The organism is Flavobacterium pectinovorum (assembly GCF_900142715.1).
In the GTDB taxonomy this organism is placed as follows: domain Bacteria; phylum Bacteroidota; class Bacteroidia; order Flavobacteriales; family Flavobacteriaceae; genus Flavobacterium; species Flavobacterium pectinovorum.
In genome coordinates this window covers 727,887-752,801 of record NZ_FRBX01000002.1, presented here as the reverse complement: position 1 = coordinate 752,801, position 24,915 = coordinate 727,887, and the positions used below count along the sequence as shown (strand labels likewise).

General features: G+C 33.0%; 22 protein-coding genes. 18 read left to right on the top strand and 4 right to left on the bottom strand.

The features are described 5' to 3' along the window. Positions 1 to 4: 4 nt before the first annotated feature. Complete coding sequence (locus BUE22_RS09855) at positions 5 to 2,980, bottom strand: DUF8202 domain-containing protein (protein ID WP_073394887.1); 2,976 nt, start codon at positions 2,978 to 2,980, stop codon at positions 5 to 7. 521 nt (positions 2,981 to 3,501) lie between these two features. Here BUE22_RS09855 and BUE22_RS09850 point away from each other — a divergent pair. The 4 genes from BUE22_RS09850 to BUE22_RS09835 all read left to right on the top strand — a co-directional run bounded on the left by BUE22_RS09850 (position 3,502) and on the right by BUE22_RS09835 (position 7,024). After that, a complete protein-coding gene (locus tag BUE22_RS09850) occupies positions 3,502 to 4,248 on the top strand; it encodes an electron transfer flavoprotein subunit beta/FixA family protein (RefSeq protein WP_073394886.1) in 747 nt (248 codons plus the stop codon). Between the two features lie 74 nt (positions 4,249 to 4,322). Beyond that, a complete protein-coding gene (locus tag BUE22_RS09845) occupies positions 4,323 to 5,291 on the top strand; it encodes an electron transfer flavoprotein subunit alpha/FixB family protein (RefSeq protein ID WP_042566127.1) in 969 nt (322 codons plus the stop codon). Positions 5,292 to 5,455: 164 nt separating this feature from the next. Further along, on the top strand, positions 5,456 to 6,079 hold the full coding sequence (locus BUE22_RS09840) for a bifunctional nuclease family protein (protein ID WP_042566126.1): 624 nt from the start codon (positions 5,456 to 5,458) through the stop codon (positions 6,077 to 6,079). A 93-nt stretch (positions 6,080 to 6,172) separates the two neighbouring features. After that, entirely contained in the window at positions 6,173 to 7,024 is an 852-nt protein-coding gene (locus BUE22_RS09835) for a thymidylate synthase (protein WP_073394885.1), read from the top strand. A gap of 40 nt (positions 7,025 to 7,064) precedes the next feature. Here the strand turns inward: BUE22_RS09835 and BUE22_RS09830 are convergent, their stop codons facing one another. After that, the gene (locus BUE22_RS09830; protein ID WP_042566124.1) at positions 7,065 to 7,361 is read right to left on the bottom strand and encodes an isoamylase early set domain-containing protein; all 297 of its coding nucleotides are present in this window, start codon (positions 7,359 to 7,361) and stop codon (positions 7,065 to 7,067) included. A 238-nt stretch (positions 7,362 to 7,599) separates the two neighbouring features. On the opposite strand from BUE22_RS09830, the gene BUE22_RS09825 reads away from it, so the two are divergent. The 4 genes from BUE22_RS09825 (at position 7,600) to porT (ending at position 10,473) form a co-directional block, all read left to right on the top strand. Beyond that, a complete protein-coding gene (locus BUE22_RS09825; protein WP_042566123.1) occupies positions 7,600 to 7,944 on the top strand; it encodes a 2TM domain-containing protein in 345 nt (114 codons plus the stop codon). 8 nt (positions 7,945 to 7,952) lie between these two features. Then, positions 7,953 to 8,435: a dihydrofolate reductase gene (locus BUE22_RS09820; RefSeq protein WP_073394884.1), complete on the top strand. Its 483-nt coding sequence runs from the start codon at positions 7,953 to 7,955 to the stop codon at positions 8,433 to 8,435. Between the two features lie 591 nt (positions 8,436 to 9,026). Then, positions 9,027 to 9,758, top strand: a complete 732-nt coding sequence (gene ubiE / locus BUE22_RS09810) for a bifunctional demethylmenaquinone methyltransferase/2-methoxy-6-polyprenyl-1,4-benzoquinol methylase UbiE (RefSeq protein WP_042566120.1) — start codon at positions 9,027 to 9,029, stop codon at positions 9,756 to 9,758. 1 nt (position 9,759) lies between these two features. Next, positions 9,760 to 10,473, top strand: a complete 714-nt coding sequence (gene porT / locus BUE22_RS09805; RefSeq protein ID WP_073394883.1) for a type IX secretion/gliding motility protein PorT/SprT — start codon at positions 9,760 to 9,762, stop codon at positions 10,471 to 10,473. Between the two features lie 9 nt (positions 10,474 to 10,482). Here porT and BUE22_RS09800 read toward each other — a convergent pair whose 3' ends face one another. Further along, the gene (locus BUE22_RS09800; protein ID WP_073394882.1) at positions 10,483 to 11,211 is read right to left on the bottom strand and encodes a TrmH family RNA methyltransferase; all 729 of its coding nucleotides are present in this window, start codon (positions 11,209 to 11,211) and stop codon (positions 10,483 to 10,485) included. 37 nt (positions 11,212 to 11,248) lie between these two features. Between BUE22_RS09800 and tamL the strand changes: the two genes are divergently transcribed. From tamL to BUE22_RS09775, 5 genes are all read left to right on the top strand, one after another. Further along, positions 11,249 to 13,804, top strand: coding sequence for a translocation and assembly module lipoprotein TamL (gene tamL / locus BUE22_RS09795; protein ID WP_073394881.1), 2,556 nt, complete (start codon positions 11,249 to 11,251; stop codon positions 13,802 to 13,804). 60 nt (positions 13,805 to 13,864) lie between these two features. Continuing rightward, on the top strand, positions 13,865 to 14,932 hold the full coding sequence (gene fbaA / locus BUE22_RS09790; protein WP_042566116.1) for a class II fructose-bisphosphate aldolase: 1,068 nt from the start codon (positions 13,865 to 13,867) through the stop codon (positions 14,930 to 14,932). Positions 14,933 to 15,006: 74 nt separating this feature from the next. Beyond that, the gene (accD, locus tag BUE22_RS09785; protein WP_073394880.1) at positions 15,007 to 15,861 is read left to right on the top strand and encodes an acetyl-CoA carboxylase, carboxyltransferase subunit beta; all 855 of its coding nucleotides are present in this window, start codon (positions 15,007 to 15,009) and stop codon (positions 15,859 to 15,861) included. An 82-nt stretch (positions 15,862 to 15,943) separates the two neighbouring features. Continuing rightward, on the top strand, positions 15,944 to 16,555 hold the full coding sequence (locus BUE22_RS09780) for a hypothetical protein (protein ID WP_073394879.1): 612 nt from the start codon (positions 15,944 to 15,946) through the stop codon (positions 16,553 to 16,555). 294 nt (positions 16,556 to 16,849) lie between these two features. Continuing rightward, entirely contained in the window at positions 16,850 to 17,248 is a 399-nt protein-coding gene (locus BUE22_RS09775; RefSeq protein ID WP_073394878.1) for a helix-turn-helix domain-containing protein, read from the top strand. A gap of 240 nt (positions 17,249 to 17,488) precedes the next feature. Here the strand turns inward: BUE22_RS09775 and BUE22_RS09770 are convergent, their stop codons facing one another. After that, a complete protein-coding gene (locus BUE22_RS09770) occupies positions 17,489 to 18,736 on the bottom strand; it encodes an ABC transporter permease (protein WP_073394877.1) in 1,248 nt (415 codons plus the stop codon). Between the two features lie 164 nt (positions 18,737 to 18,900). On the opposite strand from BUE22_RS09770, the gene purH reads away from it, so the two are divergent. The 5 genes from purH to mrdA all read left to right on the top strand — a co-directional run bounded on the left by purH (position 18,901) and on the right by mrdA (position 24,911). Further along, on the top strand, positions 18,901 to 20,427 hold the full coding sequence (gene purH, locus BUE22_RS09765) for a bifunctional phosphoribosylaminoimidazolecarboxamide formyltransferase/IMP cyclohydrolase (protein ID WP_073394876.1): 1,527 nt from the start codon (positions 18,901 to 18,903) through the stop codon (positions 20,425 to 20,427). A gap of 56 nt (positions 20,428 to 20,483) precedes the next feature. Further along, positions 20,484 to 21,512 (top strand): rod shape-determining protein, encoded by a 1,029-nt coding sequence (locus BUE22_RS09760; protein ID WP_007804822.1) that lies wholly within the window; start codon positions 20,484 to 20,486, stop codon positions 21,510 to 21,512. A gap of 111 nt (positions 21,513 to 21,623) precedes the next feature. Continuing rightward, entirely contained in the window at positions 21,624 to 22,448 is an 825-nt protein-coding gene (gene mreC, locus BUE22_RS09755) for a rod shape-determining protein MreC (protein WP_073394875.1), read from the top strand. Continuing rightward, complete coding sequence (locus tag BUE22_RS09750; protein ID WP_073394874.1) at positions 22,441 to 22,947, top strand: rod shape-determining protein MreD; 507 nt, start codon at positions 22,441 to 22,443, stop codon at positions 22,945 to 22,947. The genes mreC and BUE22_RS09750 overlap by 8 nt, the downstream gene beginning before the upstream one ends. After that, positions 22,944 to 24,911 carry a penicillin-binding protein 2 gene (gene mrdA, locus BUE22_RS09745; protein WP_073394873.1) on the top strand — a complete coding sequence of 656 codons (1,968 nt, stop codon included), beginning with the start codon at positions 22,944 to 22,946 and terminating at the stop codon, positions 24,909 to 24,911. The genes BUE22_RS09750 and mrdA overlap by 4 nt, the downstream gene beginning before the upstream one ends. Positions 24,912 to 24,915 lie beyond the last annotated feature (4 nt).

The following is a 24,915-nucleotide window of genomic DNA, read 5'->3' as shown; positions in this document are numbered from 1 at the left end:
TTTACTACTGTATAATGATTGATTTAGAGAATTCACCCTCAGTTGTCAATACCTTTATGATATAAATTCCTGATGTGGGAATACTGGTAGTAAACGTGCCTATTTTTTGAAGTTCTGGATTTCGAAGCTGTGTTATTAATGTCCCTGCTGTATTAAAGATCAATACCATCATCTCTGAAGGATTATTTAATTTTACATAAATATTGAAATTTGCCCCTGCTTTTGAAGGTACCGGAGCTACGACAAGATTATCTGTTACAGGTGGTGTTACAGGCGGTAGAATTTCTTTACATTCAGGAGCTTTAATCTCTATTTTTTGCACTACTTTGCTGGCTATACCGTCACCTTCTGTTATGGTTAAGTAGGTTGCCGTTGACCATCCAAGTTTGGTCGAACTGTTTACAAAACCGGTATGAGTTACATTATAAATACCATTACTTGTTCCTTCAAAACCTATAAATCCAAAATAAGGTTTTCCCACCTCTGATGGATACAAATTTTTAGTTCCCACGAGATTGCCATTAACCGAGCATTTTAGAATATCGTTCTGCATTTCCAATTTTATTCTGTCGCCTTTATTTAATATTGCTAAAACAACGTCGTATATACCTCCTCTGCTAAAGAAAGATAGCCTACCACCTACATCTATGTGCAGTCCATAATTTAAAGCATCTCGGGTGAGGGTTGTTTTTTGATCAATAAAACCTATGTATTTAACCTCATATCCATAGTAGTCAAAAACATCAGATACTGTCCATTCCAAACTTCCATTTCCTGGTGTGATTAAGCTTGTGTTTGTTACTGAGGCTACCAGAGCGGATTGATTTCCTCCGCTTCTTTCAAAATTGGTCCCTACCATTTCCAAAGTCAAATCATAATTACCTGCTTCCAGATTGGTCAGCGTTTTTTTAGATTCATTAAAAGTCCCAGTTTGCAAAACCGTAGAAGCTCCTGTTTTATTCAAAGTATATTTATATGCAGGAAAACCTTCTTTTACTTCAATATTAATTTTCCCGTCTTGTTGTAAGACTCCATCAACGCAAGTAGGCGGTATGGCCTCCTCAACGGCAATTAATTTTACCGCTTTATCTTTATATCCAAAAGAAAAAACATCTTTTCCATTACCATCTGTATCCCATAGTACATTGTTGAAAATTATTTTTTTTCGGGTATTGTCGATCTCACTAATGGGTAGGTATTCTACATTATCAACTCCAAATTCTCCAGTACCGGAACGGTCAATAATCAGGTAACTCCTGTCTGTATAGTTTGCAAATTCTGCCGCTCTTGAACTATCATAAGAAAGCTCTACTCTTGATCCTGTTGCTACAAAACCGCCATGAAGTACTGTCAGCGAAAAATTTACATCTTTTTGTTTTGACGATACAACACCATAAAAATCCTTATCTACATCTGCTGGCAAAACGGTTAGGATTCTTGTTGTAATTGATTTTACGCCATTGGGATCATAGATATTTATAAAAACCTGATTTCCTTTTTTTTCTATGGTAGTTTTATGATAATTTGGTATTATCACTCCTAAATAAACGGGTTGTTTGGTGTTTTCGATTGCATAAATTGATCCATTTGGATCCATTTTTATACCATAATCCATTGATCCTGCAAGCCCGTTCTGCGCTCCAAATTTTATGGTTACGTCACTTCCTTTTGCTACTGTTTTAAACTCCAGATAACCATTTTTTTTCTGCGTAGGCGTTTTTGTGACACTTATTCCTTCCACATATGCATAATCACTAGTAAATGTACTTTTACCTAAATTCGAATCTACCTCAAATCCTTTACTGTTAAAAAGTAATTTCTTTTGTTCTGCTGTTGGGTTTGGAATGTTCGTAACAAGTTTCCATGTTCGGGTCATTCGTTTTATCCCTGCAATACCACCGGCATCTTTAGTGGCTAAAATACCATTGTCATCCCCCCATAAAGAGGCACTCTTATCTGCCAATTCATTTGCGGGCATCTGCCCCATTGCCAATAAACGGTAACGTGTAGACTGGTCTCTATAAGCAGGCTCCTGATAAGAATCATAAGAATCAGAATAATAAGGTCCTTCTTCGTAACTTGTAGTAGAAAAAGGCTGATTTAAACCACTGGCATCATCACGCATAATTCCGGTAATACGGTTGTTGTAGGCTGTGTTTGCACTATAATCCCAAATTAATTTATCGTCACTCGCTATATAAGAATTAGTTAAGCTCACACCATATTTTACAGCCAGATAAGTTTCGGCTTTTCGGCGTTCAAGCAGTGTTAAAATACGGCTGTAGACAAATAATTCGGGCAGATAACCATATAGATTATTATAGAAATTTTTCATGGTATAGGTTGAAAAACCATTGGGCTCATTAATATGAACATTCCCAAGAGTTAGACTTGAATTTTGGTCTTCTCCCCAAACCGAAATATTAGGCTGCTGATATTGATAATACGAAACAATTTTTAAAGAACGTTCCCTGAATTTGGCTTCGGATCCTTCGCTATTGTCTTGTTTTCGGTACAAATCTTCTCCATTCGCTTCTCCATAATCCAAAATTTCGCCCCCTCTTTCAGCACTGTCTACTATTTTATCATTCGTTATTAATGTGCTTTCATTTGGTCGGCCTTTAACTCCGAATATAGTAGTCTCGTAGTTAAAATTAGTGGTTACAAAACCGAAAATTCCAATTATTGTAGCTTGTTGTAGGTTAGTTTGGTTTAAAAAAAACTCACTGCTCCAACCATTCATATTCAATCCGGTATTAAAATTAAAATTACGATTGGTATAAGTATACTCCTTAGTACTATTCCAATCATTAAACTTAACCCCGTTGCCACTGAAATCCTGCCAGTTAAAATAACCATTTGGCAATTGATTTGTTTTAAACCAAACCTGTGATCCCGGAACTCCACCAGGAGATTGACCATAACTCGTGAAATTAATAACCAAAATAAAACTCCAAATTATACTTCTTATTCTTACCATTATGCTTATTTTGATTATTATTGACTAGCTTATTTTTTTATTGAAATATTTTATTTAACATAAATTTTCGGCAATTTTAGGCTAATTTTCTGACTTATCAAAACAAAAAAGATATATTTTCTTACAAATTATTTTTAAAGCAAAATAATTGGTGCTCAATTAGTTCTCAAAAAAGAAAGGATTGTATCGATTTGTCTTTATTTTTTAATCCACTAAATTGTGTTTTAAATAGGATAGCATTCCTAAATTAAAAAACAACTAAAAATTAACAACTTATCCTTGCGGTTAATAAAACAAGTGTAATAACTCAAAAATACTTTAAGAAATATTTCTAAACTTTTACTACATAATTTGGATTACTCTTTCTATTAAGAAGCTTTCAAAAAATTTAATTTAAGCGCATATTCTGCATTTCTTCGAAATCGTAATAGTTTTCAAAAATATTATGCATGCATAGTATAATTATTCCAAATTAAATTCTAAATTTGTAAAAGCATATTATAAATTCAAAATATATACTTATGAAAATACTAGTTTGCATCAGCCATGTGCCTGATACTACTTCAAAAATTAACTTCTCCAATGGTGACTCAGAATTTGACACCAATGGCGTACAATATGTAATTAATCCTAATGACGAGTTTGGCCTAACACGTGCTATCTGGTTTCAGGAGCAACAAGGTGCTAACGTTACTGTAGTTAATGTTGGAGGTCCTGATACTGAACCAACTTTGCGTAAAGCTTTGGCAATTGGTGCAAACGAAGCTATTCGTGTAAACGCAAATCCAACTGATGGCTTTTTTGTGGCTAAACAATTGGCAGAAGTAATTAAAAATGGAGGTTATGATCTTGTAATTGCAGGAAAAGAATCTTTAGATTATAATGGCGGAATGGTTCCTGGAATGATTGCTGGAATTTTGGGTTCTAACTTTTTAAACTCTTGTACTTCTTTAACCGTTGATGGAAATAATGTAAAAGCCGTTCGTGAAATCGATGGTGGAAAAGAAACTGTAAGCACTACTTTACCTCTGATCATTGGTGGGCAAAAAGGTCTTGTTGAAGAAAAAGATCTTCGTATCCCGAACATGAGAGGGATTATGACTGCAAGAACAAAAGCCTTAACTATTCTTGAGCCTGTTGATGCTCCTGTAAATACAAAAGCAGTAAAATTTGAAAAACCAGCTCCGAAATCAGCAGTAAAATTAATTTCTCCTGATAACTTAGATGAGTTAATCAATTTATTACACAACGAGGCTAAAGTAATCTAGTAATCAGTATTCAGTCGCAGTTTTCAGTTTTCGAACTTGAAACCTGAAACTTTAAACTTTTAAACAAAAAAAATATGTCAATATTAATATATGCAGAATCTGCAGAAGGAAAATTTAAAAAAGTTGCTTTTGAATTAGCTTCTTACGCTAAAAAAGTGGCAGAAACTTTAGGAACAACCGTTACCGCTTTAACTGTAAACATTACAGATGTAAGCGAATTATCTAAATACGGAGTTGATAAAGTACTAAAAGTTACAAACGATAAATTAGCAGGATTTACAGCTAAGGCTTACGCCGATGTTATAAAACAGGCTGCTGAAAAAGAAGGAACAAAAGTTGTTTTACTTTCTTCGACTACAGACAGTATTTATTTATCATCATTGGTTGCAGTAGCTTTAAATGCTGGTTTTGCTTCAAATGTTGTTGGATTACCGGTAAGCACTTCTCCTTTTCAGGTAAAAAGAAATGCTTTCTCAAACAAAGCTTTTAATATTACCGAAATTAGCACAGATGTAAAAGTTCTTGGCCTTGCTAAAAACTCTTACGGAATTTTCGAAAGTGCAGGATCTGCATCTGTAGAAGATTTTAATCCAACAATTGGAGATAATGATTTTGGAGTAAAAGTAGAATCTGTAGAAAAAGTATCTGGAAAAGTATCTATTGCTGATGCGGATATCGTAGTTTCTGGCGGACGTGGATTGAAAGGTCCTGAAAACTGGGGATTAGTTGAAGATTTAGCCGCTGTTTTAGGCGCTGCAACCGCATGTTCTAAACCAGTTTCTGATTTAGGATGGAGACCTCACAGTGAACACGTTGGGCAAACAGGAAAACCGGTTGCGACAAATTTATATATTGCAATAGGAATTTCCGGAGCTATCCAGCATATTGCGGGTATTAACTCATCAAAAGTAAAAGTTGTGATCAATAGCGATCCGGAAGCACCTTTCTTTAAGGTAGCAGATTATGGTATTGTTGGAGATGCTTTTGAAATTGTCCCTAAGTTAACAGAGAAATTAAAAGCTTTTAAAGCACAGCATTCTTAATTTAAAATTCTCTCAAAAAATATAGCTGCCTAAAAACAAGATAATCGTATCTTTGTTTTAGGTAGCTTTTTTGTTCCATATTTTTTGATTAAAATTGCACCTTTATTTTCCAATCAAAAAAAGTATTAAAATGTGGCATTAAGTGCCCTTTTTTACCCATATATATGAGTCTAGTAAAATTGTCCATAAAAGGAATTTCATACAGTCAAACTCAAAATGGCGCTTATGCCTTAATTTTGAATGAAGTTGATGGTGAAAGAAAACTACCTATTGTTATTGGAGCTTTTGAAGCCCAATCGATCGCTATTGCCTTAGAAAAAGAGATAAAACCTCCTCGCCCGTTAACACACGATTTGTTCAAAAACTTTGCTGAAAGATTTGACATTGTTGTAAAACAAGTAATCATCCATAAACTGGTTGATGGCGTTTTTTATTCAAGCTTAATTTGCGAAAGAGATAAAATCGAAGAAATCATCGATGCCAGAACATCTGATGCTATTGCATTGGCATTACGTTTCAATGCTCCGATTTTTACTTACAAAAACATCTTAGACAAAGCGGGTATTTATTTAAAATCAAATACTGCAGAAACAGATCAGGGTTCTCAGGAAATAGATGATGTACTTTCGAATCCGGAAACTTTCGGGCATGAAGAAGAAAGCAATCAATCCGGCGATGTTTATGCAAAACATAGTTTACAAGAACTAAATGAACTTTTAGATCAGGCAGTTTCTCAGGAAGATTATGAAAAAGCAGCAAAAATTAGAGACGAAATCTCAAAAAGATAATTCTGATTGTTTAATCGTGGATTTGTTTATTCGTTAAATCGATTAAACATTTACCCGAATAAACAACAAAACGAATAAACGATTAAACCAATTATGAAACAATACTTAGATTTAGTAAAACATGTTTTAGAAAACGGGAACCAAAAAGGTGACCGAACAGGAACCGGAACAAAAAGCGTTTTCGGTTACCAAATGCGTTTTGATTTAAGTGAAGGTTTCCCAATGGTTACAACCAAAAAGTTACACTTAAAATCTATCATTTACGAACTGCTTTGGTTTTTAAAAGGTGATACCAATATTAAATATCTACAGGAAAACGGAGTTAAAATTTGGGATGCCTGGGCAGATTCTAATGGGGACTTGGGTCCTGTTTACGGTCATCAATGGCGCAATTGGAATAGCGAAGAAATTGACCAGATCTCTGAATTAATTACTGAATTAAAAACAAATCCAAACAGCCGAAGAATGTTAATCTCGGCCTGGAACCCATCAGTTTTACCAGACACAAAGAAATCATTTGAAGAAAATGTAGCAAACAACAAAGCTGCCTTGCCTCCTTGTCATGCTTTTTTTCAATTTTATGTTACAAGTCCTGATCTTGAAAAAGGCGAAACAAAAGGAAAGCTATCTTGCCAATTATACCAAAGAAGCGCCGATATATTTTTAGGCGTTCCGTTTAATATAGCTTCTTATGCATTATTAACAATGATGATTGCCCAGGTTTGTGATCTTGAAGCGGGTGAATTTATTCATACTTTTGGAGATGCGCACATTTACAACAATCATTTTGAGCAATTAGAATTACAACTAACGCGCGATCCAAAACCATTACCAAAAATGATTTTAAATCCTGCGATTAAAAACATTTTTGATTTTGATTATGACGATTTTACACTTGTTGATTATGAACCACATGCAGGTATAAAAGGAAGTGTTGCTGTATAAATAAAAAAATCCGCTTAAAATTAATTTTAAGCGGATTTTTTTATACTACCAAAACACTATTTTCACTTCCTGCAAAATCATTCCATTTGTATGAATCTGCTTCAGGATCGTTAACATAGCTTCCATCGATTACGTATTTAAACTCGTAAATTGCATCTTTTACTAAGTCATAAGTAGCTTTAAAAGTCCCGTTTTTTAACTTGCTTAAAGTTCCTTCTTCGGCATTCCAATTATTAAAATCTCCAACTACAGCAGCTGAACTTGCATCTTTTGCTTCTACAGAAAATGTAACCTTACAAACTGGTTTTGTTTTGATAAATTGCTTCTTTAAAGACATAACTATTTAATTTTTAGATTTATACACCTAAATTACACAAAATCATTCTTACATTAGACACATACTAAAGCGATTTGTGACAATAACAAAAAGCGCGTGTAATTTTAATCATATCTATAATTTTAATACTATTTTTTTTAGCAATTAGAATTAAACAGTTGTTTTTAACGAAATATTCCACGCTTCAAATTGTTGAATTTCAAAATAAATTTTAACTTTATGACCTCATTTATATCTTATGGAAAAAGAAGCGCACGAACAATACGAATATGCCAGAAGAAGATTAAGACAAAAGAAAGTTCTTTATTTTCATTTTGTTCTTTTTTTAATAGGGAGTCTATTTTTATTTATAGCAAATAGGTTTTTTGGTTTTGGTGCCAACACAGATCAAAATTGGTGTATCTGGGGCATAACGATATGGCTCTTCATTTTTATTCTGCATTTTATAAAAGTCTACATTACAGACAGATTTATGAATAAAAAGTGGGAAAGAGAACAAATTGACAGACTTGTTGCTTTACAACAAAAAAGAATTAGTCAATTAGAATCAAAAATCAACGAGGATACAGATAACAAAATTTAGTTTATACGATGCTTATAATGATAGCGGCTGTAGCCGAAAATAATGCGCTTGGAAAAAATAATGAACTCGTTTGGCATTTACCAAATGATTTTAAAAGATTCAAGGAACTTACAACCGGTCATCACATTATTATGGGAAGAAAGACTTTTGAAAGTTTTCCAAAGCCATTACCCAACAGAACCCATATTGTTATAACGCGCCAGGAAAACTACAACCCCGATGGTTGCATTGTTGTAAATAGCATTGAAAAAGCAATTGCTATATGTCCTGAAAACGAAGACTCATACATTATTGGTGGAGGAGAAATTTATAACTTAGGTTTGCAATATACTGACATTATAGAAATCACAAAGGTTCATCATACTTTTGAAGCTGATGCATTTTTTCCTAAAATTAATGAAAGCGATTGGCTGTTGGTTGAATCTGAAGAAAATTTTAAAGATGAAAAACATCTTTATGATTACACTTACGAAACTTACATTAAAAGATAAAATAAAAAACATCCCCAAAAAATGAGGATGTCTTTAATAAAAAATGATTTCTAGCTTAGGACTTATTCAAGAAATAGTATTTGATAACATGACGTAAAATTTACAATTGTTAAACAATTGAAAACTATTGTTATAAATGAATTGTTTTTCTGAGAATAAATCTCAAAAAATGGGGTCTTTAATACCAAATACCACGAAGGTATTAAAGACAAGAAAATTAAAATTTCCAAAAACAAATTTAATCCTAAGAACGTATTTTGCGCTTTAAAAAATAGTATCATTAAAAATAATACTTTCAAAACTACCTACAAGAACAAATGAAATTACCAGCACAAAAAAAGTATTCATTTGATTTGAGTCACAACAACTATTAATCATTAAAAATTTTAATATTTTTATAGGACAAAAGTGACAATAAAATCTTGTTGCCACAATACCCACTTTCCGTGATTTTTTCACAATACCCACTTTCCGTGATAAGCAAAAGACAATTGTTAGCTTAAAAATCTTTTTCTGAAACATTTGATTTACAAATTAAAAAACCCATAACAGTTAAGTCAGATTGTATTATATTTGCGTAAATAAAAAATAATGACTGAAAAGGTAACCCCATATAAAGACTCTACACTAGGCAAAAAAGAACAAGTTGCCCAAATGTTTGATACTATCTCTGGAAACTATGATAATTTAAACCGCGTAATTTCTTTTGGAATTGATATTAAATGGCGAAAAAAAGTATTGAAAATAGTTTCTGATAAAAAGCCAAAAATCATTCTTGACATTGCGACAGGAACCGGTGATCTTGCTATTTTAATGACACAAACTAATGCTGAAAAAATTATAGGCCTGGATATTTCTGCAGGAATGCTTGAGGTGGGAAAAAAGAAAGTAGAAGAAAAAAAACTATCAAATGTTATTGATTTAGTTTTAGGGGATTCAGAAAGCATACCTTTTGAAGATAATTATTTTGACGCAATTACTGTTGGTTTTGGAGTTCGAAACTTTGAGAATTTAGAAAAAGGTTTCGCAGAAATTTTAAGAGTTTTAAAACCAAATGGTGTTTTTGTTATCTTAGAAACTTCGGTACCAGATAAAACACCTTATAAACAAGGATATAAATTCTATACAAAAAACATACTTCCCGTTATAGGAAAGTTATTCTCTAAAGATAATTCAGCTTATGGATATTTGTCTGAATCGGCTGCTGTTTTTCCTTATGGAGAAGCGTTAAACAATATTTTGAGAAAAATTGGGTTTATAGATGTTGTGGCTATGCCACAAACGTTTGGAGTTGCAACCATTTATTCTGCTTCTAAAAAATAGTATGAAAAAAACAGTAATCTTACTTTTATTAGTCTTAACGACAAAAGGATATTCTCAATTTGCTAAAAACATGTTTAGCAAAGATCCTATTATTAATCTCGAAAACTGGCAAAAACAACGCCTGTACTTCGGGTATTATTTAGGTTTCAATAGTTTCGACTTTAAAATTGATTACAAAAATGTCGTTCAACAAGACATTCAGGTAAAAAAAACAACTGGTTTTAATGTTGGTGTTGTTGCCGATTTAAGATTGCAGGAATACATTAATTTGCGTTTTGAGCCAGGTTTGTATTACACAAAGAGAGATTTGTATTATCCTGAAATGCCTTTAGAAAAAGATTATTTAAGAGAAGTAAACAGTACTTATATACATTTTCCTTTACTATTAAAATTCTCATCATTGCGTACCGGAAACATTCGCCCATATTTAGTTGGAGGAATGTCTACGACATTAAACTTATCGAGTAATTCGAAATCTAAGGATGATAACCATGAAGGAAAATTCAGGGTTAAACCCTGGACTGCCGCTTATGAACTTGGTTTTGGAATAGATATTTTCTCTGAATATTTTATTTTCTCACCTTCTATCAGAGGAATGTTTGGTATAACCGATGAATTAATTCGCGATAATCCTGCAAATGGACCAAGTCCGTGGACAGATAATATTGATTCTATGAAATCAAGAGCGATTTTAATAAATTTCACTTTTCATTAAAACATTTTCTCAACTATTTCGTTTAAATTCACTTAGAATAATTGCTGTTGCAGTAGCTACATTTAAACTTTCCGTTTTTTGTAGCTCTCCAAATCTTGGAATTGTGAGTCGGCTGGTAACCGTTTTTTCAATCTCTACCGAAATGCCATTGGCTTCATTACCCATAATAATGATTCCGTTTTGTGGTAAATTAGATTGATAAATATTTTCTCCATTCATAAAAGTTCCAAAAACAGGTAATTTTGTTTGCGAAATAAAAGTTTTCAAATCGACATAATTTACGTTTACTCTGGTAATAGAACCCATTGTAGCCTGAACTACTTTGGGATTGTAGATATCAACGGTTTCTTTTGAACAAATAATTTGTTTGATGCCAAACCAATCGCAAAGACGCAAAATGGTTCCTAAATTTCCGGGATCACGAATGTCGTCTAAAGCTACAATTAAACCAGAGTCGGTAATTTTATTTTCGGCAGGAATTTTAAAAACCGCCAAACAAGAATTTGGAGTTGATAAAGCACTTATTTTTTTAAGTTCCTGCTCATTAATAAGCGTGCGTTTTGAAGGCTCAACTATTTCGAAATCATTTTGTGTTGTGTATAAATGTTCTAATTCAAAATTGGATTGCAAGAGTTCTTGAATTACTTTTACTCCTTCGGCAAAAAATAATTGATTTGCAAAACGTTGCTTTTTTTGATGTAAACCTGTTATAAGTTTTATTTGGTTTTTACTAACCATAAAATAATGTACTTTTGAATTAAATATTAAAAAACACTTGAAAAAGAATTCCACAAAAATAGTAGCATTTATTCTAATAGCAATATTTATTTCTGCTTGTAATGCCGTAAAAAGAGTTCCGGATGGAAAAAACCTTCTTGTAAAAAATAATATTCTGGTGAATGGAAAGTCTACAAACGACGAAATAGCATCAAATCAAATGTACCAAAAACCAAATGGTACTTTATTAGGCTACAAATTACGTTTGAATATGTACAATTTGGCCAATTTAAATCCTGATTCTACTTATCAGGCAAAATTTAAAAACAATCCGGGTCTTTATGAGCGCCAGGCAAAAGTTTTATCTGCAAAACAAGTAGATCGTCTTGGACAATCATTTTTATATAAAGGAATTCACGAATTTTTAAAAAATACCGGTGAACCGCCTGTTATTGTCGACACTGCAAAAACAAAAAAATCTCTGACTCGTTTAAAATATTATTATTTCAACAATGGTTTTTTTAATGTAAAAACAGATTATAATATTGATAGCGTTGGCAGAAAAAAAGCTCAGGTAAATTATAATATTACAACAGGACCGGGTTATACTTTAGATTCAATTAAAACCAACATTCTTACTCCTGCTCTCGATTCATTATACAAAACAAACAATGAACCTTCTCTTTTAAAATCCGGAAATCAATTTAAAACTTCTGATTTTGAGGAAGAAAAAAGCCGTATTACCACTTATTTCAGAAATCATGGTGCTTACTTTTTTCAGCCAACTTACATCAATTATAATATTGATACGATTGGTAAACAAAACAAGGCAGATGTAACTTTAATTATTAAAAACAATAACATTCAGGAAAGAGATTCGAGCCGTACTGAACCTTTTAAATTGTATAAAATAAGCGATGTCAATATTTATACAGATTATTCTCCAACGAATGCAAAAACAAAAATTAACGATAGTACAGCTTATAACAACTTTAATTTATACAGCTATAAAACTTTAAAGTATAAACCCCGCGCAATAACAGATGCGATTTTTATCACAAAAGGAAGTACTTTTTCAGATACGCGAACAACCCTTTCTTCCCGGTATTTGAATAATTTGAAGATTTTTAATTATCCTTCGATACAATATGAGGTCGACAAACGAGATCCCGCAGGAGAATCTTTAATTGCTAATGTTTATTTAACACCACGAAAGAAATATAGTTTTGGGGCTACTTTGGATTTTACACATTCTAATATTCAAGATTTTGGAATTGGAGCGAGTGTTTCTGAAACGATTCGAAATGTTTTTAACAGGGCTGAAACTTTAGAAATCTCGGCGCGTTTAAATATCGGATCATCAAAAGATATGGCCAATCCAAATAATAATTTCTTTAATGTTTCGGAATACGGAATTGATACAAAACTTAATTTTCCAAGAATCTTGATGCCGTTTGGAACTGAAAAAATTATTCCGAAAAGAATGATTCCTTCAACGAGTATTGCAGCTGGTTTTTCAAAACAAAGAAATATTGGTTTAGATAAAGAAAATTTTACAGGTGGATTATCTTATAACTGGTCTCCAAAAAGACGTAATACAGTAAAACTTGATTTATTGAATGCACAGTTTGTACGTAATCTAAATCCAGGTAATTATTACAGAGTTTATACTTCTTCTTATAATGAATTAAACGGCATTGCAAATCAATACAATACTGATGCGACAAACATAGATGAAAATGGAAATTTAATTATTAGCCAGGGAACAACAAATTTTACTAATGAAGTTTTAAACAATCAAACAGCATTAACTCCGGCAGATGCACAATATAAAGATGTTGAAAGTATTGAGGAAAGAAGAGTAAGATTGACAGAAAATGATTTTATTCTGGCAACGAGTTATACTTTTACAACAACAACAAAAAAAGATCTTGCCGACAATACTTTTTATCAGTTTAAAACAAAAATAGAATCTGCAGGAACTTTATTATCAGCCATTTCAAGCGTTGCGAGTTTACCTAAAAACACAAACGGGAACTATGAAATTTTTAATTTGGAATATTCAGAATATGTAAAAACCGAATTAGATTATATTAAACACTGGGATTTTGGTAAAGAAAAAGTTTTGGCAGTAAGAAGCTTTTTTGGAATCGCAATTCCGTTTGGAAACTCAAATTACATTCCGTTTTCACGAAGTTATTATGCGGGAGGTTCTAATGATAATCGTGCATGGCAGCCTTATTCGTTAGGTCCCGGAAGCACAAATGCTTTGAACGATTTTAATGAGGCTAATATGAAAATTGCAATGAGTGCCGAATTTCGATTTAAAATCTTCGGAGATGTCAAAGGAGCTATCTTTGCAGACGCCGGAAATATCTGGAATGTACTCGATAATGTGATTGATGACAAAGCAAAATTCAACAACTTAAACGATTTAGAAGAAATTTCTTTGGGGTCAGGATTTGGTTTACGTTACGATTTAAGCTTTTTTGTTATTCGTTTAGATTTAGGCTTTAAGACCTATAATCCGGCGCATCCAGAGGGAGATCGTTGGTTTAAAGAATACAATTTTGGACACTCGGTTTTAAATTTTGGAATAAATTATCCTTTCTAATGCTAATTAATTCTTATTTTTGCAACCTAAAAACTAAAAACAACTATAAAAAAAATTACAATGGCACACAATATTAAACCAGGAGTAGCTACAGGAGATCAGGTTCAGGAGATTTTTAATTATGCGAAAGAAAAAGGTTTTGCTTTACCAGCAGTAAATGTTACAGGGTCTAGCACAATCAATGGAGTTCTTGAAACTGCAGCAAAACTAAACGCGCCAGTTATCATTCAATTTTCAAACGGAGGAGCACAATTTAATGCTGGAAAAGGATTATCTAATGCAGGTGAAAAATCAGCAATTGCTGGTGGAATTGCAGGAGCAAAACATATCCACGCATTAGCAGAAGCTTACGGTGCAACAGTAATTTTACATACTGACCACTGTGCAAAAAAATTATTACCTTGGATTGATGGTTTGTTAGATGCATCTGAAAAACATTTTGCAGAAACAGGAAAACCATTATTCAGTTCTCATATGATCGATTTGTCTGAGGAGCCAATCGAAGAAAACATTGAGATCTGTAAAGAGTATTTAGCGAGAATGAGTAAAATGGGTATGACATTAGAAATCGAGCTAGGTATTACAGGTGGTGAAGAAGATGGTGTTGACAACTCTGATGTTGACAGTTCTAAATTATACACTCAGCCAGAAGAAGTAGCTTATGCTTACGAAGAATTATCTAAAGTAAGTCCTAAATTTACTATCGCTGCAGCTTTTGGAAACGTTCACGGTGTTTACAAACCAGGAAACGTAAAATTAACTCCAAAAATCTTAAAAAATTCTCAGGATTTCGTTCAAAACAAATTCAAAACTGGTCCTAACCCGGTAGATTTCGTTTTCCACGGAGGTTCAGGTTCTACACTTGAAGAAATCAGAGAAGGAATTAGCTACGGAGTTATCAAAATGAACATTGATACAGATTTACAATTTGCATATACTGAAGGAATTCGTGATTATATGGTTAAAAACATTGACTATTTAAAAACACAAATTGGTAACCCAGAAGGTGCTGATGTTCCTAACAAAAAATATTATGACCCAAGAAAATGGGTACGTGAAAGCGAAGTGACATTCAACACAAGACTTGAGCAAGCTTTTGCAGACTTAAACAATGTGAATACACTATAATTAAAAGTTTAAAGTTTCAGGTTTCAAGTTTCGCAACTTTAAACTTTAAACCTGAAACAAAAAAAACAAAAAATATGGCTTGGTTTAAAAGACAGGAAAAAGGGATTACAACCGCGACAGAAGATAAGATGGACGTTCCGAAAGGATTGTGGTACAAATCTCCTACTGGAAAAATTATTGACGCTGACGAATTAGCCCGAAACTTATTTGTTAGTCCGGAAGATGATTTTCACGTTAGAATTGGAAGCGCAACCTATTTTGAAATTTTATTCGACAACAACGAATTTGTTGAGTTAGATAAAAACATGACATCAAAAGATCCTTTGCATTTTGTGGATACAAAAAAATATGCAGAGCGATTGAAAGATGTAATGGAAAAAACGCATCTTAAAGACGCTGTACGTACCGGAGTAGGAAAATCTAAAGGAAAAGAACTTGTAATTTGCTGTATGGATTTTGCCTTTATTGGTGGATCTATGGGAGCTGTTGTAGGGGAAAAAATTGCCAGAGGTATTGATCACGCGATCAAAAACAATATGCCTTTTGTAATGATTTCTAAGTCTGGTGGAGCTCGTATGATGGAAGCAGCTTATTCATTAATGCAATTAGCAAAAACATCTGTTAAACTTGCGCAGCTTGCCGAAGCTGGTTTACCTTACATTTCTTTATGTACAGATCCAACTACAGGAGGAACAACTGCATCTTACGCCATGTTAGGAGACATTAACATCTCTGAGCCAGGTGCTTTGATTGGTTTCGCTGGTCCGCGTGTCGTTCGTGATACTACAGGAAAAGATTTACCGGAAGGTTTTCAAACGGCTGAGTTTCTTTTAGAGCACGGTTTCCTTGATTTTATTACGCCTAGAAAAGATTTAAAAGATAAAATCAACTTATATATTGATTTGATTCAGAATAGTACAATTAGATAGTTTTCGAACTTCTTTATTATATAAAATCCCATTTGCTTCGGCCGATGGGATTTTTTTATATCTTTATTTAAATCTTATTTCCATGGCAAGAATTTTTATTGGTTTAATTATTTGTTTTTTTCTTTTAAATTGCAACAAAAAAGAAAAACAAGAAGAAAACTTTCCTTATATCATATCTCAAGAAAATCATGAAATAATTCACGATAAAGATACGATGCCCGCTCCGCTACCTCCTCCAGGATGGCTTGTATATGGAACAAATACTTTCATCATAAACTCCGATTCTACAGCATTTTACTTTCAACAGAAAGGAATTGGATCGGTTTGTGGAACACCGACTGCCGACACAATTCCTTACTTTATAAACTTACAGCCTAAAGATATAATTGAAATTTCAAATAAAAATATTTATGATTTTATAAAATTGAATTATAAAGATGATTTTCGAAACCAAACCTTTATCGCTTCTCAATCGGACACTTTAAAAGCTAAAGTCTTTTTCGAATTAAATAAATCCTTAAACTTCTTTAAGAGAGATCGAGATTTTGTTGTTATTAGAAGGACAACTCAAGAAGAAGATACAGTTATTTATTATAAGAAAAACAACAAATATTACAATTCAGAAAACATTCAATGGGACAAATCAAGAATCAAATTTCCCGAACATGCTGAATTTGCTAAAAGAAAGGAATAAAACCGAGTCAATGTATATCGTTCCTACGGAACTTCTGAATTCTCTATTTCCATATTTTCAACGGAATAAATTCCGTTGCTACCAATATTTCATTCCTACGGAATTTTTCTCAGCGTGTGATTTTAATCCCAACTAATTAATACTTGTCTGAAAAATTGTATTTTTGTTTACGATTCAGCATTAAATAATAGTTTCACATCTAAAGCAAACTAATAGAAAATGTATCGAACATAAATTGATCTGTTTTTTACCAAAACTGATTTTTTTTTAAAGCATTATAAATATCTTTGAACTATGAGCACAGCAACAAAACCAAATCATATAGGGCGAAAAATTAGCCGTATTCGTGAACTTAAAGACATGAAGCAAGAAGCCTTAGCTCAAGCTTTAGGAACAAATCAGCAAGCAATATCTGTTATGGAAAATAGCGAAACTATAGATGATGAAAAGCTCTTGGAGGTTGCAAAAGCTCTTGGAGTAAGCGCTGAAGCTATAAAAAACTTTACCGAAGAAAATATGATCAATTATTTCAATAGTTTTTATGATAATAGTTCTACTCAAGGAAATAGCTTTAATCAAGGCATGTATGCCACTTTTAATCCCTTAGATAAAATCATAGAACTTTACGAGCGTTTAGTTCAGGTAGAAAAAGAAAAGAATGAATATTTGGAAAAATTATTAAAGGAAAAATAATCTTTTTAAAAAACACATTAACTCTAAAATCCTAAGGTAATTTTCTTGGGATTTTTTTATATCAAAATAATACATGTCGTCCCTACGGGACTTTTTTACGTGCGTTGTTTCAATTCAACGGAATAAATTCCGTTGCTACCAATATGTAGTTCCTCCGGAACACTTCCTTAAGACTTTAGCCTTTTAAAACCTTAGAACCTCAGAACCTTTGTTCCTTTGGACCTTTGTCCCCCAAAAAAACTACATTCCCGTTCTAATCGCTTCAACAGGATCTAGATTTGCTGCTGAAATAGCAGGTAAAATTCCAGATATTAATCCGATAAGCGCAGCCAGAGTTGTTCCTAAAATTATATTTCCAAAGCTTAAGACGAATTCAAAATCGAGTGCTTTTGTTAGAATCAATGCAATGCCCCAAACCATCAACAAACCGATAATTCCGCCAATTACAGAAAGAATTATGGCTTCGAATAAAAACTGAAACAGAATAAATCTATTTTTAGCGCCAAGCGATTTTTGAATTCCAATTAAATTGGTTCGTTCTTTTACGGAAACAAACATAATATTGGCAATTCCGAAACCTCCAACTAAAAGAGAAAACCCACTGATAATCCATCCTACAACATTCATCTGACCTAAAATTCCATCGATAAAATCAGTAAATCCGGAAAGTACATTGATGAAAAAGTTATCCATCTCCCCTGCTTTCATTCCGCGAATTGCTCGTAATTTTTGTGCAACTTCAGCTTTATAAGCATCCATATCAATTCCTTTTACAGGTTTTAAAACAATCACAGGCGTCATAGCATCGCTGTCGCCGTACATTCTGCGAAGAAAATTTGCCGGAAAATAAACCGAAGTATCATTACTGTCTCCAAAAAAACCTGCTCCTTGTTTCTTCATTACACCAATAACGGTGAAACGCTGTCCGTATAAACGAATACTTTTTCCGATAGGGTCACTTTCTCCAAAAAGTCCGTTGGCAATATCATATCCTAAAACAATTACAGGAGTTCCTGAATTAGATTCAGATTCGTTATAAAATCTTCCTTTGTCGAAACTTAAGCCATCAATATCGACCATTTCAAATGATGACGGAACCATATTTACATCGGCAACGGTTTTCGAATCGTATTTTAAACTTTCACGATTTACGAATAATTGATAACCAACCTGCTCTGTATTGTTTAGTGAATTTTTTAAGTTGATGTACTCGTCATATTTTACATTCGGGAATTGCTCTCTTTTCCATTGCGGAATTTCTGACGGCCCAAAACAATATTTCATTAAATAAATCGTATTTTTATCTAAACTGCTCAAATCTTTAGAAATTTTTCGGTCTAAAGAATCAACAGCAGCAAGAACAGCAATAATTGAAAATATACCGATTGTAACACCTAACAATGATAATAAAGTTCGCAATTTATTATTTCGTAAAGCGTTAATGGCAAAGCTCAGACTTTCTTTTAATAACCGAAGATAAAGTAGCATATGTTTGTATTTTTCAATAAAGTAAAATTCAATAAATTAAAATCAAAAACCTAATAAAAATCAACTTACTCATGAGTACATTTTTTTAGTATAATGTTACACTAAATCCTTTAAAATAATATTTAAAAAAACTACTTTTGCAGTCTGAAAATCATAACTACACAATGAGCACAACTAAAACAATACAATCAGCATTAATATCTGTTTTTTCGAAAGATGGACTAGAGCCAATCGTTAGAAAATTACACGAACAAAATGTAACACTTTACTCAACTGGCGGAACAGAAGATTTTATTAAAAACCTTGGAATTCCGGTAGTTCCTGTTGAAGACATTACTTCTTTTCCTGAAATTCTTGGTGGAAGAGTAAAAACATTACACCCGAAAATTTTTGGCGGAATTTTAAATCGTCAGGATGATGAAAGTGATGTTCAGCAAATGAAAGAATTTGATATTCCTCAGATTGATTTGGTGATTGTTGATTTGTATCCGTTTGAAAAAACTGTTGCTTCTGGTGCAAGTGAACAGGAAATTATCGAAAAAATTGATATTGGCGGAATTTCATTGATTCGTGCCGGTGCAAAAAACTTCAAAGACACTGTAATTGTAGCTTCGGTAAATGAATACAGTTTGCTTTTGGATTTGATTACAGAACAAAACGGTGCAACAACTCTTGAAAACAGAAGATTGTTTGCTACAAAAGCATTTCATGTTTCATCTCATTATGATGGTGCTATTTTTAACTATTTTAATACTGACGAAACGATCTACAAAGAAAGTATTGCCGGTGGTCAAATTTTGAGATATGGCGAAAACCCACATCAAAAAGGTTTCTTTTTTGGAGATTTTGACGCAATGTTTAAAAAAGTCCACGGAAAAGAGTTATCTTACAATAATTTATTAGACGTTGATGCGGCTGTAAACTTAATTAACGAGTTTAAAACTGACGGACCAACATTTGCAATATTAAAACACAACAATGCTTGTGGTTTAGCTTCAAGAAAAACAATCAGCGAGGCTTATTTGGCAGCTTTGGCTTGCGATCCAACATCTGCTTTTGGTGGAGTTTTAATTGCAAACACTAAAATTGATTTAGCTACAGCACAAGAAATCAACAAATTATTTTGCGAAGTTGTAATTGCTCCAAGTTATGATGATGATGCAATTGAAGTTTTACAAGAGAAGAAAAATAGAATTATATTAGTTCAAAATGAAGTTGAATTACCTTCAAGACAAGTAAGAACATGTCTTAATGGTTTGTTAATTCAGGATAGAAATAATATTACAGATAATAAAGAGCATTTAAAAACCGTTACTACGACAGAACCTACGGCTCAGGAAATAGAAGATTTGATATTTGCTTCAAAAATTTGCAAAAACACAAAATCAAATACGATTGTCTTTGCTAAAAACGGAACATTAATTTCGTCAGGAACAGGTCAGACATCAAGAGTTGATGCTTTAGTGCAGGCTGTTGATAAAGCAAAAGCTTTTGGCTTTGATTTAACCGGCGCTTCTATGGCAAGTGATGCATTTTTCCCTTTTCCGGATTGTGTTGAATTAGCCAAAAAAGCAGGAATAACAGCAGTAATTCAGCCGGGAGGTTCAATAAAAGACGAATTAAGTATAAATTATTGCAACGAAAATAATCTTGCAATGGTATTTACAGGAACACGTCATTTTAAACATTAATTTGTTTAACTTTGTTCGATAAATTATTTATAACATTTTAAACCCCTAAAAAACTTATGGGATTTTTTGATTTCATGACCGAGGATATTGCGATAGACCTTGGTACCGCAAACACTTTAATCATTCATAATGATAAAGTTGTTATTGATAGTCCATCAATCGTTGCACGTGATAGAATATCAGGCAAAATCATTGCTGTTGGTAAAGAAGCTAACATGATGCAGGGTAAGACACATGAAAACATCAAGACCATAAGGCCTTTGAAGGATGGTGTAATTGCCGATTTTGATGCTTCAGAAAAAATGATCAATATGTTCATTAAAAGCATACCAGCATTAAAGAAAAGAATGTTTACTCCAGCATTAAGAATGGTAGTATGTATTCCGTCTGGTATTACTGAAGTTGAGATGCGAGCAGTAAAAGAATCTTGTGAAAGAGTAAACGGAAAAGAAGTTTACTTAATTCACGAGCCAATGGCAGCAGCAATTGGTATTGGTATCGATATTATGCAGCCAAAAGGAAACATGATTGTTGATATTGGAGGTGGGACTACCGAAATTGCCGTTATCGCTTTAGGCGGAATTGTATGTGACAAATCTGTAAAAATTGCAGGTGACGTTTTTACAAATGATATCGTTTATTACATGCGTACTCAACACAATCTTTTTGTGGGAGAAAGTACTGCAGAGAAAATAAAAATTCAAATTGGAGCCGCTATCGAAGATTTAGACGGACCTCCTGAAGATATGTCTGTTCAGGGTAGAGATTTACTTACCGGTAAACCAAAACAAGTAGATGTTTCTTACCGTGAAATCGCCAAAGCATTAGACAAATCAATTCAACGTATTGAAGATGCTGTAATGGAAACTTTATCTCAAACACCTCCTGAATTAGCTGCTGATATCTACAATACAGGTATTTATTTAGCTGGTGGTGGATCAATGTTAAGAGGTTTGGATAAACGTATTTCGCAAAAAACAGATTTACCTGTTTACATTGCTGAAGATCCATTAAGAGCAGTAGTTCGTGGAACTGGAATGGCACTTAAAAACATTGCAAAATTTAAAAGCATCTTAATAAAATAAGATTCTAAATAACAAATTAAAAGATCTTTATAAGAGTCGAATTGAATCATTCGGCTCTTATAAAATTTGAAGCCCTAAAGCATATCCTGAAACAAAATAACCGAACAAGAAATGCAGCAAATTTTTAATTTCATTATACGAAACAGTAATCGATTGCTGTTTTTGCTGCTTTTAGGTATTTCGTTGGCTCTCACAATTCAATCTCATTCCTATCACAGAAGCAAAGTAATCAGTTCGGCTAATTTTTTAAGCGGAGGCGTTTATGAAAAAATTAATCACGTAAATGAATATTTGAATTTAAGAACCGAAAATGACGAACTGGTACTTGAAAACGCAAGATTAAAAAGCCTTTTATTTAATAAAAAAGACACCACAAAAATACCTTTGGCTGACAGTATAAAAGGAGTAAAACCTGCTGATATCATTGTTTCAAAAGTAATTCATAACTCTTACAGCACTCACGAAAACTATATTACCTTAAATTCCGGAGCAAAAGACGGAGTGAAACAGGATATGGGAGTAATCAACAGTTTAGGAATTATTGGTGTGGTTGATAATACATCAAAAAACTATTCTACTGTGGTTAGTATTTTGAATATGAAATCTCAGATTAATGCTAAAATCAAAAAGTCAAATCACTTTGGTTCTTTAACCTGGAACGGTAAAAGCACCGGATATGTTCAGTTAGAAGATGTACCTAGATTAGCATCAATCAGAAAAGGCGATACAATTGTTACCGGAGGCCAATCTGTAATTTTCCCTGAAGGAATTAACATTGGTACCGTTGATAAAATTTACATTAAAGACAAGACAAGTTTTTACGTCATAAACGTAAAACTATTTAACGATATGACCAATCTTGGACATGTTTATATTATTAAAAGTAAAGACCGCGAAGAACTTATTAATTTAGAAAAAAAGGAGAAAGATGAATAGCGCATTGTTAGTCAATATTTTTCGGTTTATAATGTTACTGGCAATTCAGGTTGTTATTTTTAATAATATGAATTTCTTAGGATACATAAGTCCTTTTCCGTATATTCTTTATATCATTCTTTATCCGGTAAACAGTAACAAATCAGGGTTAATAATTTCGAGTTTCTTACTTGGCCTTACCATGGATATGTTTTGTAATTCTGGCGGAATTCACGCAACAGCTTGTGTAATTCTGGCGTATTACAGGCCTTATATTTTTAAATTCTCATTTGGTCTAAGTTACGAATACCAAACAATCAAACTAAATGAGTCTTTAACACCCGAAAGGTTTTCGTTTATTCTAGTATCGGTTTTATTACATCACATTATACTATTTATACTCGAAGCTTTTCAGTTTAAATTTATCTGGGACATACTATTAAGAACTTTATTTAGTTCGATATTCACCATAATTATTTCAATCATAATAATTTATCTTATTAAGCCCAATAGAAGATGAGAAAAGTCCTGCTGCCCTCTTTAATTATTATTGCAGCATCTTTGCTAGTGATCAGGATATTTTATTTGCAAATTATTGATGATTCATTCAAATTAAAATCAGAAAATAATGCAATAAAAAAGGCGTATGATTATCCTGAAAGAGGATATATATATGACCGAAATGGAAAATTATTGGTAGCCAATCAGGCTTCTTATGACATTATGGTTATTCCGAGAGAAATCAAGGAAAATCTTAATGTTACTGAATTTTGTAATTTACTAAGCATTACTCCCGAAGAATATTATAAGAGAATTGCAAAGGCAAAAATATATAGCCCACGATTACCATCTGTTTTTCTTGCACAATTAAACAAATCAGAGTTTGCCGCTTTTCAGGAAAAGATCAGAAAATATGAAGGTTTCTATTTTCAGAAAAGATCGCTTCGTGACTATGAAGTTGACTATGGTGCCAATATATTTGGTTTTATCACTCAGGTAAATGAAAATTTAATTGCCAAAAACCCATACTACAATAGTGGGGATTTAATTGGAAAACAAGGTGTTGAAGAAAGCTACGAAGAAATTTTACGCGGAATTAAAGGTGTAAAATACATTCAGAAAGACAAATACAACCGAGAAATTGGTTCTTACAAAGATGGTAAATACGACACCATCGCCGTTGCCGGGGAAGACATCAACTTAACAATTGATGCCGAACTTCAAAAATATGGCGAAGAACTAATGATTAATAAAAGAGGCGGGATTGTTGCGATAGAACCTAAATCAGGAGAAATTCTGGCTTTGGTAACTGCTCCATCATATGATCCGGGTATTTTAGTTGGAAGACAAAGATCTAAAAACTACACACTTTTATATCACGATTCTATTGCAAAACCTTTATACGACAGAGGACTTTTAGCCGAATATCCTCCGGGTTCACCATTCAAAATCTTAACCGGTTTGGTAGCATTGCAAGAAGGTGTTATCAATGAGCAGACATCCTTTATGTGCCACCACGGATTTAGTTACGGTAGAGGACGTTTTATGAAATGTCACGGTTTTGGTCCGCATCAATTGCATAACGGAATTTATAATTCCTGTAACACTTATTTTGCAAATGCATACATGTTAACTATTAATAAATATTCTGATCCGGGAAAAGCTGTTGATGTTTGGAGTAATCACGTAAAAAGTTTTGGATTAGGTCAGTTTATGGGCTATGATTTACCTACAGGTAAAAAAGGAAACATACCAACTTCTAAAACATACAAAAAAATATATCCTAATGGAGGTTGGAGAAGCACAACAATTGTATCAAATTCAATTGGTCAGGGAGAAGTTTTAATGACGCCAATACAACTTGCCAATATGATGGCGACAGTTGCCAATCAAGGTTATTATTACACACCTCACATCATTAAAAAGATTGAAGGTAAAAAAATTGATGCTAAATTTACTACCAAGCATGTTACGACAATTGATCAAAAATATTTTCCACCTGTAATAAGTGGTTTATTTGATGTATACAATAAAGGAACAGCTTATGCACTTAGGGTAAATGGCATTGATATTTGCGGAAAAACGGGTACAGCAGAAAATTTCGCTAAAATAAACGGAAAAAGAACACAGCTTAAAGATCACTCTATATTTGTAGCCTTTGCCCCAAAAGACAATCCGAAAATTGCTATTGCGATCATGATCGAAAACGGAGGTTTTGGTGCTACCGTTGCGGGACCAATTGCCAGTTTGATGATAGAAAAATATCTAAGAAAGAAAATTACCCGAACAGATCTGGAGGTTCGCGTATTAAATAAAAGCTTAGCCAGCGAATATGCCAAATTAGGAGGAATGAACGAAGCAAGCGCTATCGAATCTACTCCAAAAGATTCTGTCTTAAAAGCTAAAATAGTGGTGCCAAAAGTACCAACAGCTCCAAAAACAGAAATTAAAAAAACAGCCGTAGACACTACTAAAGAGAACTAATAAG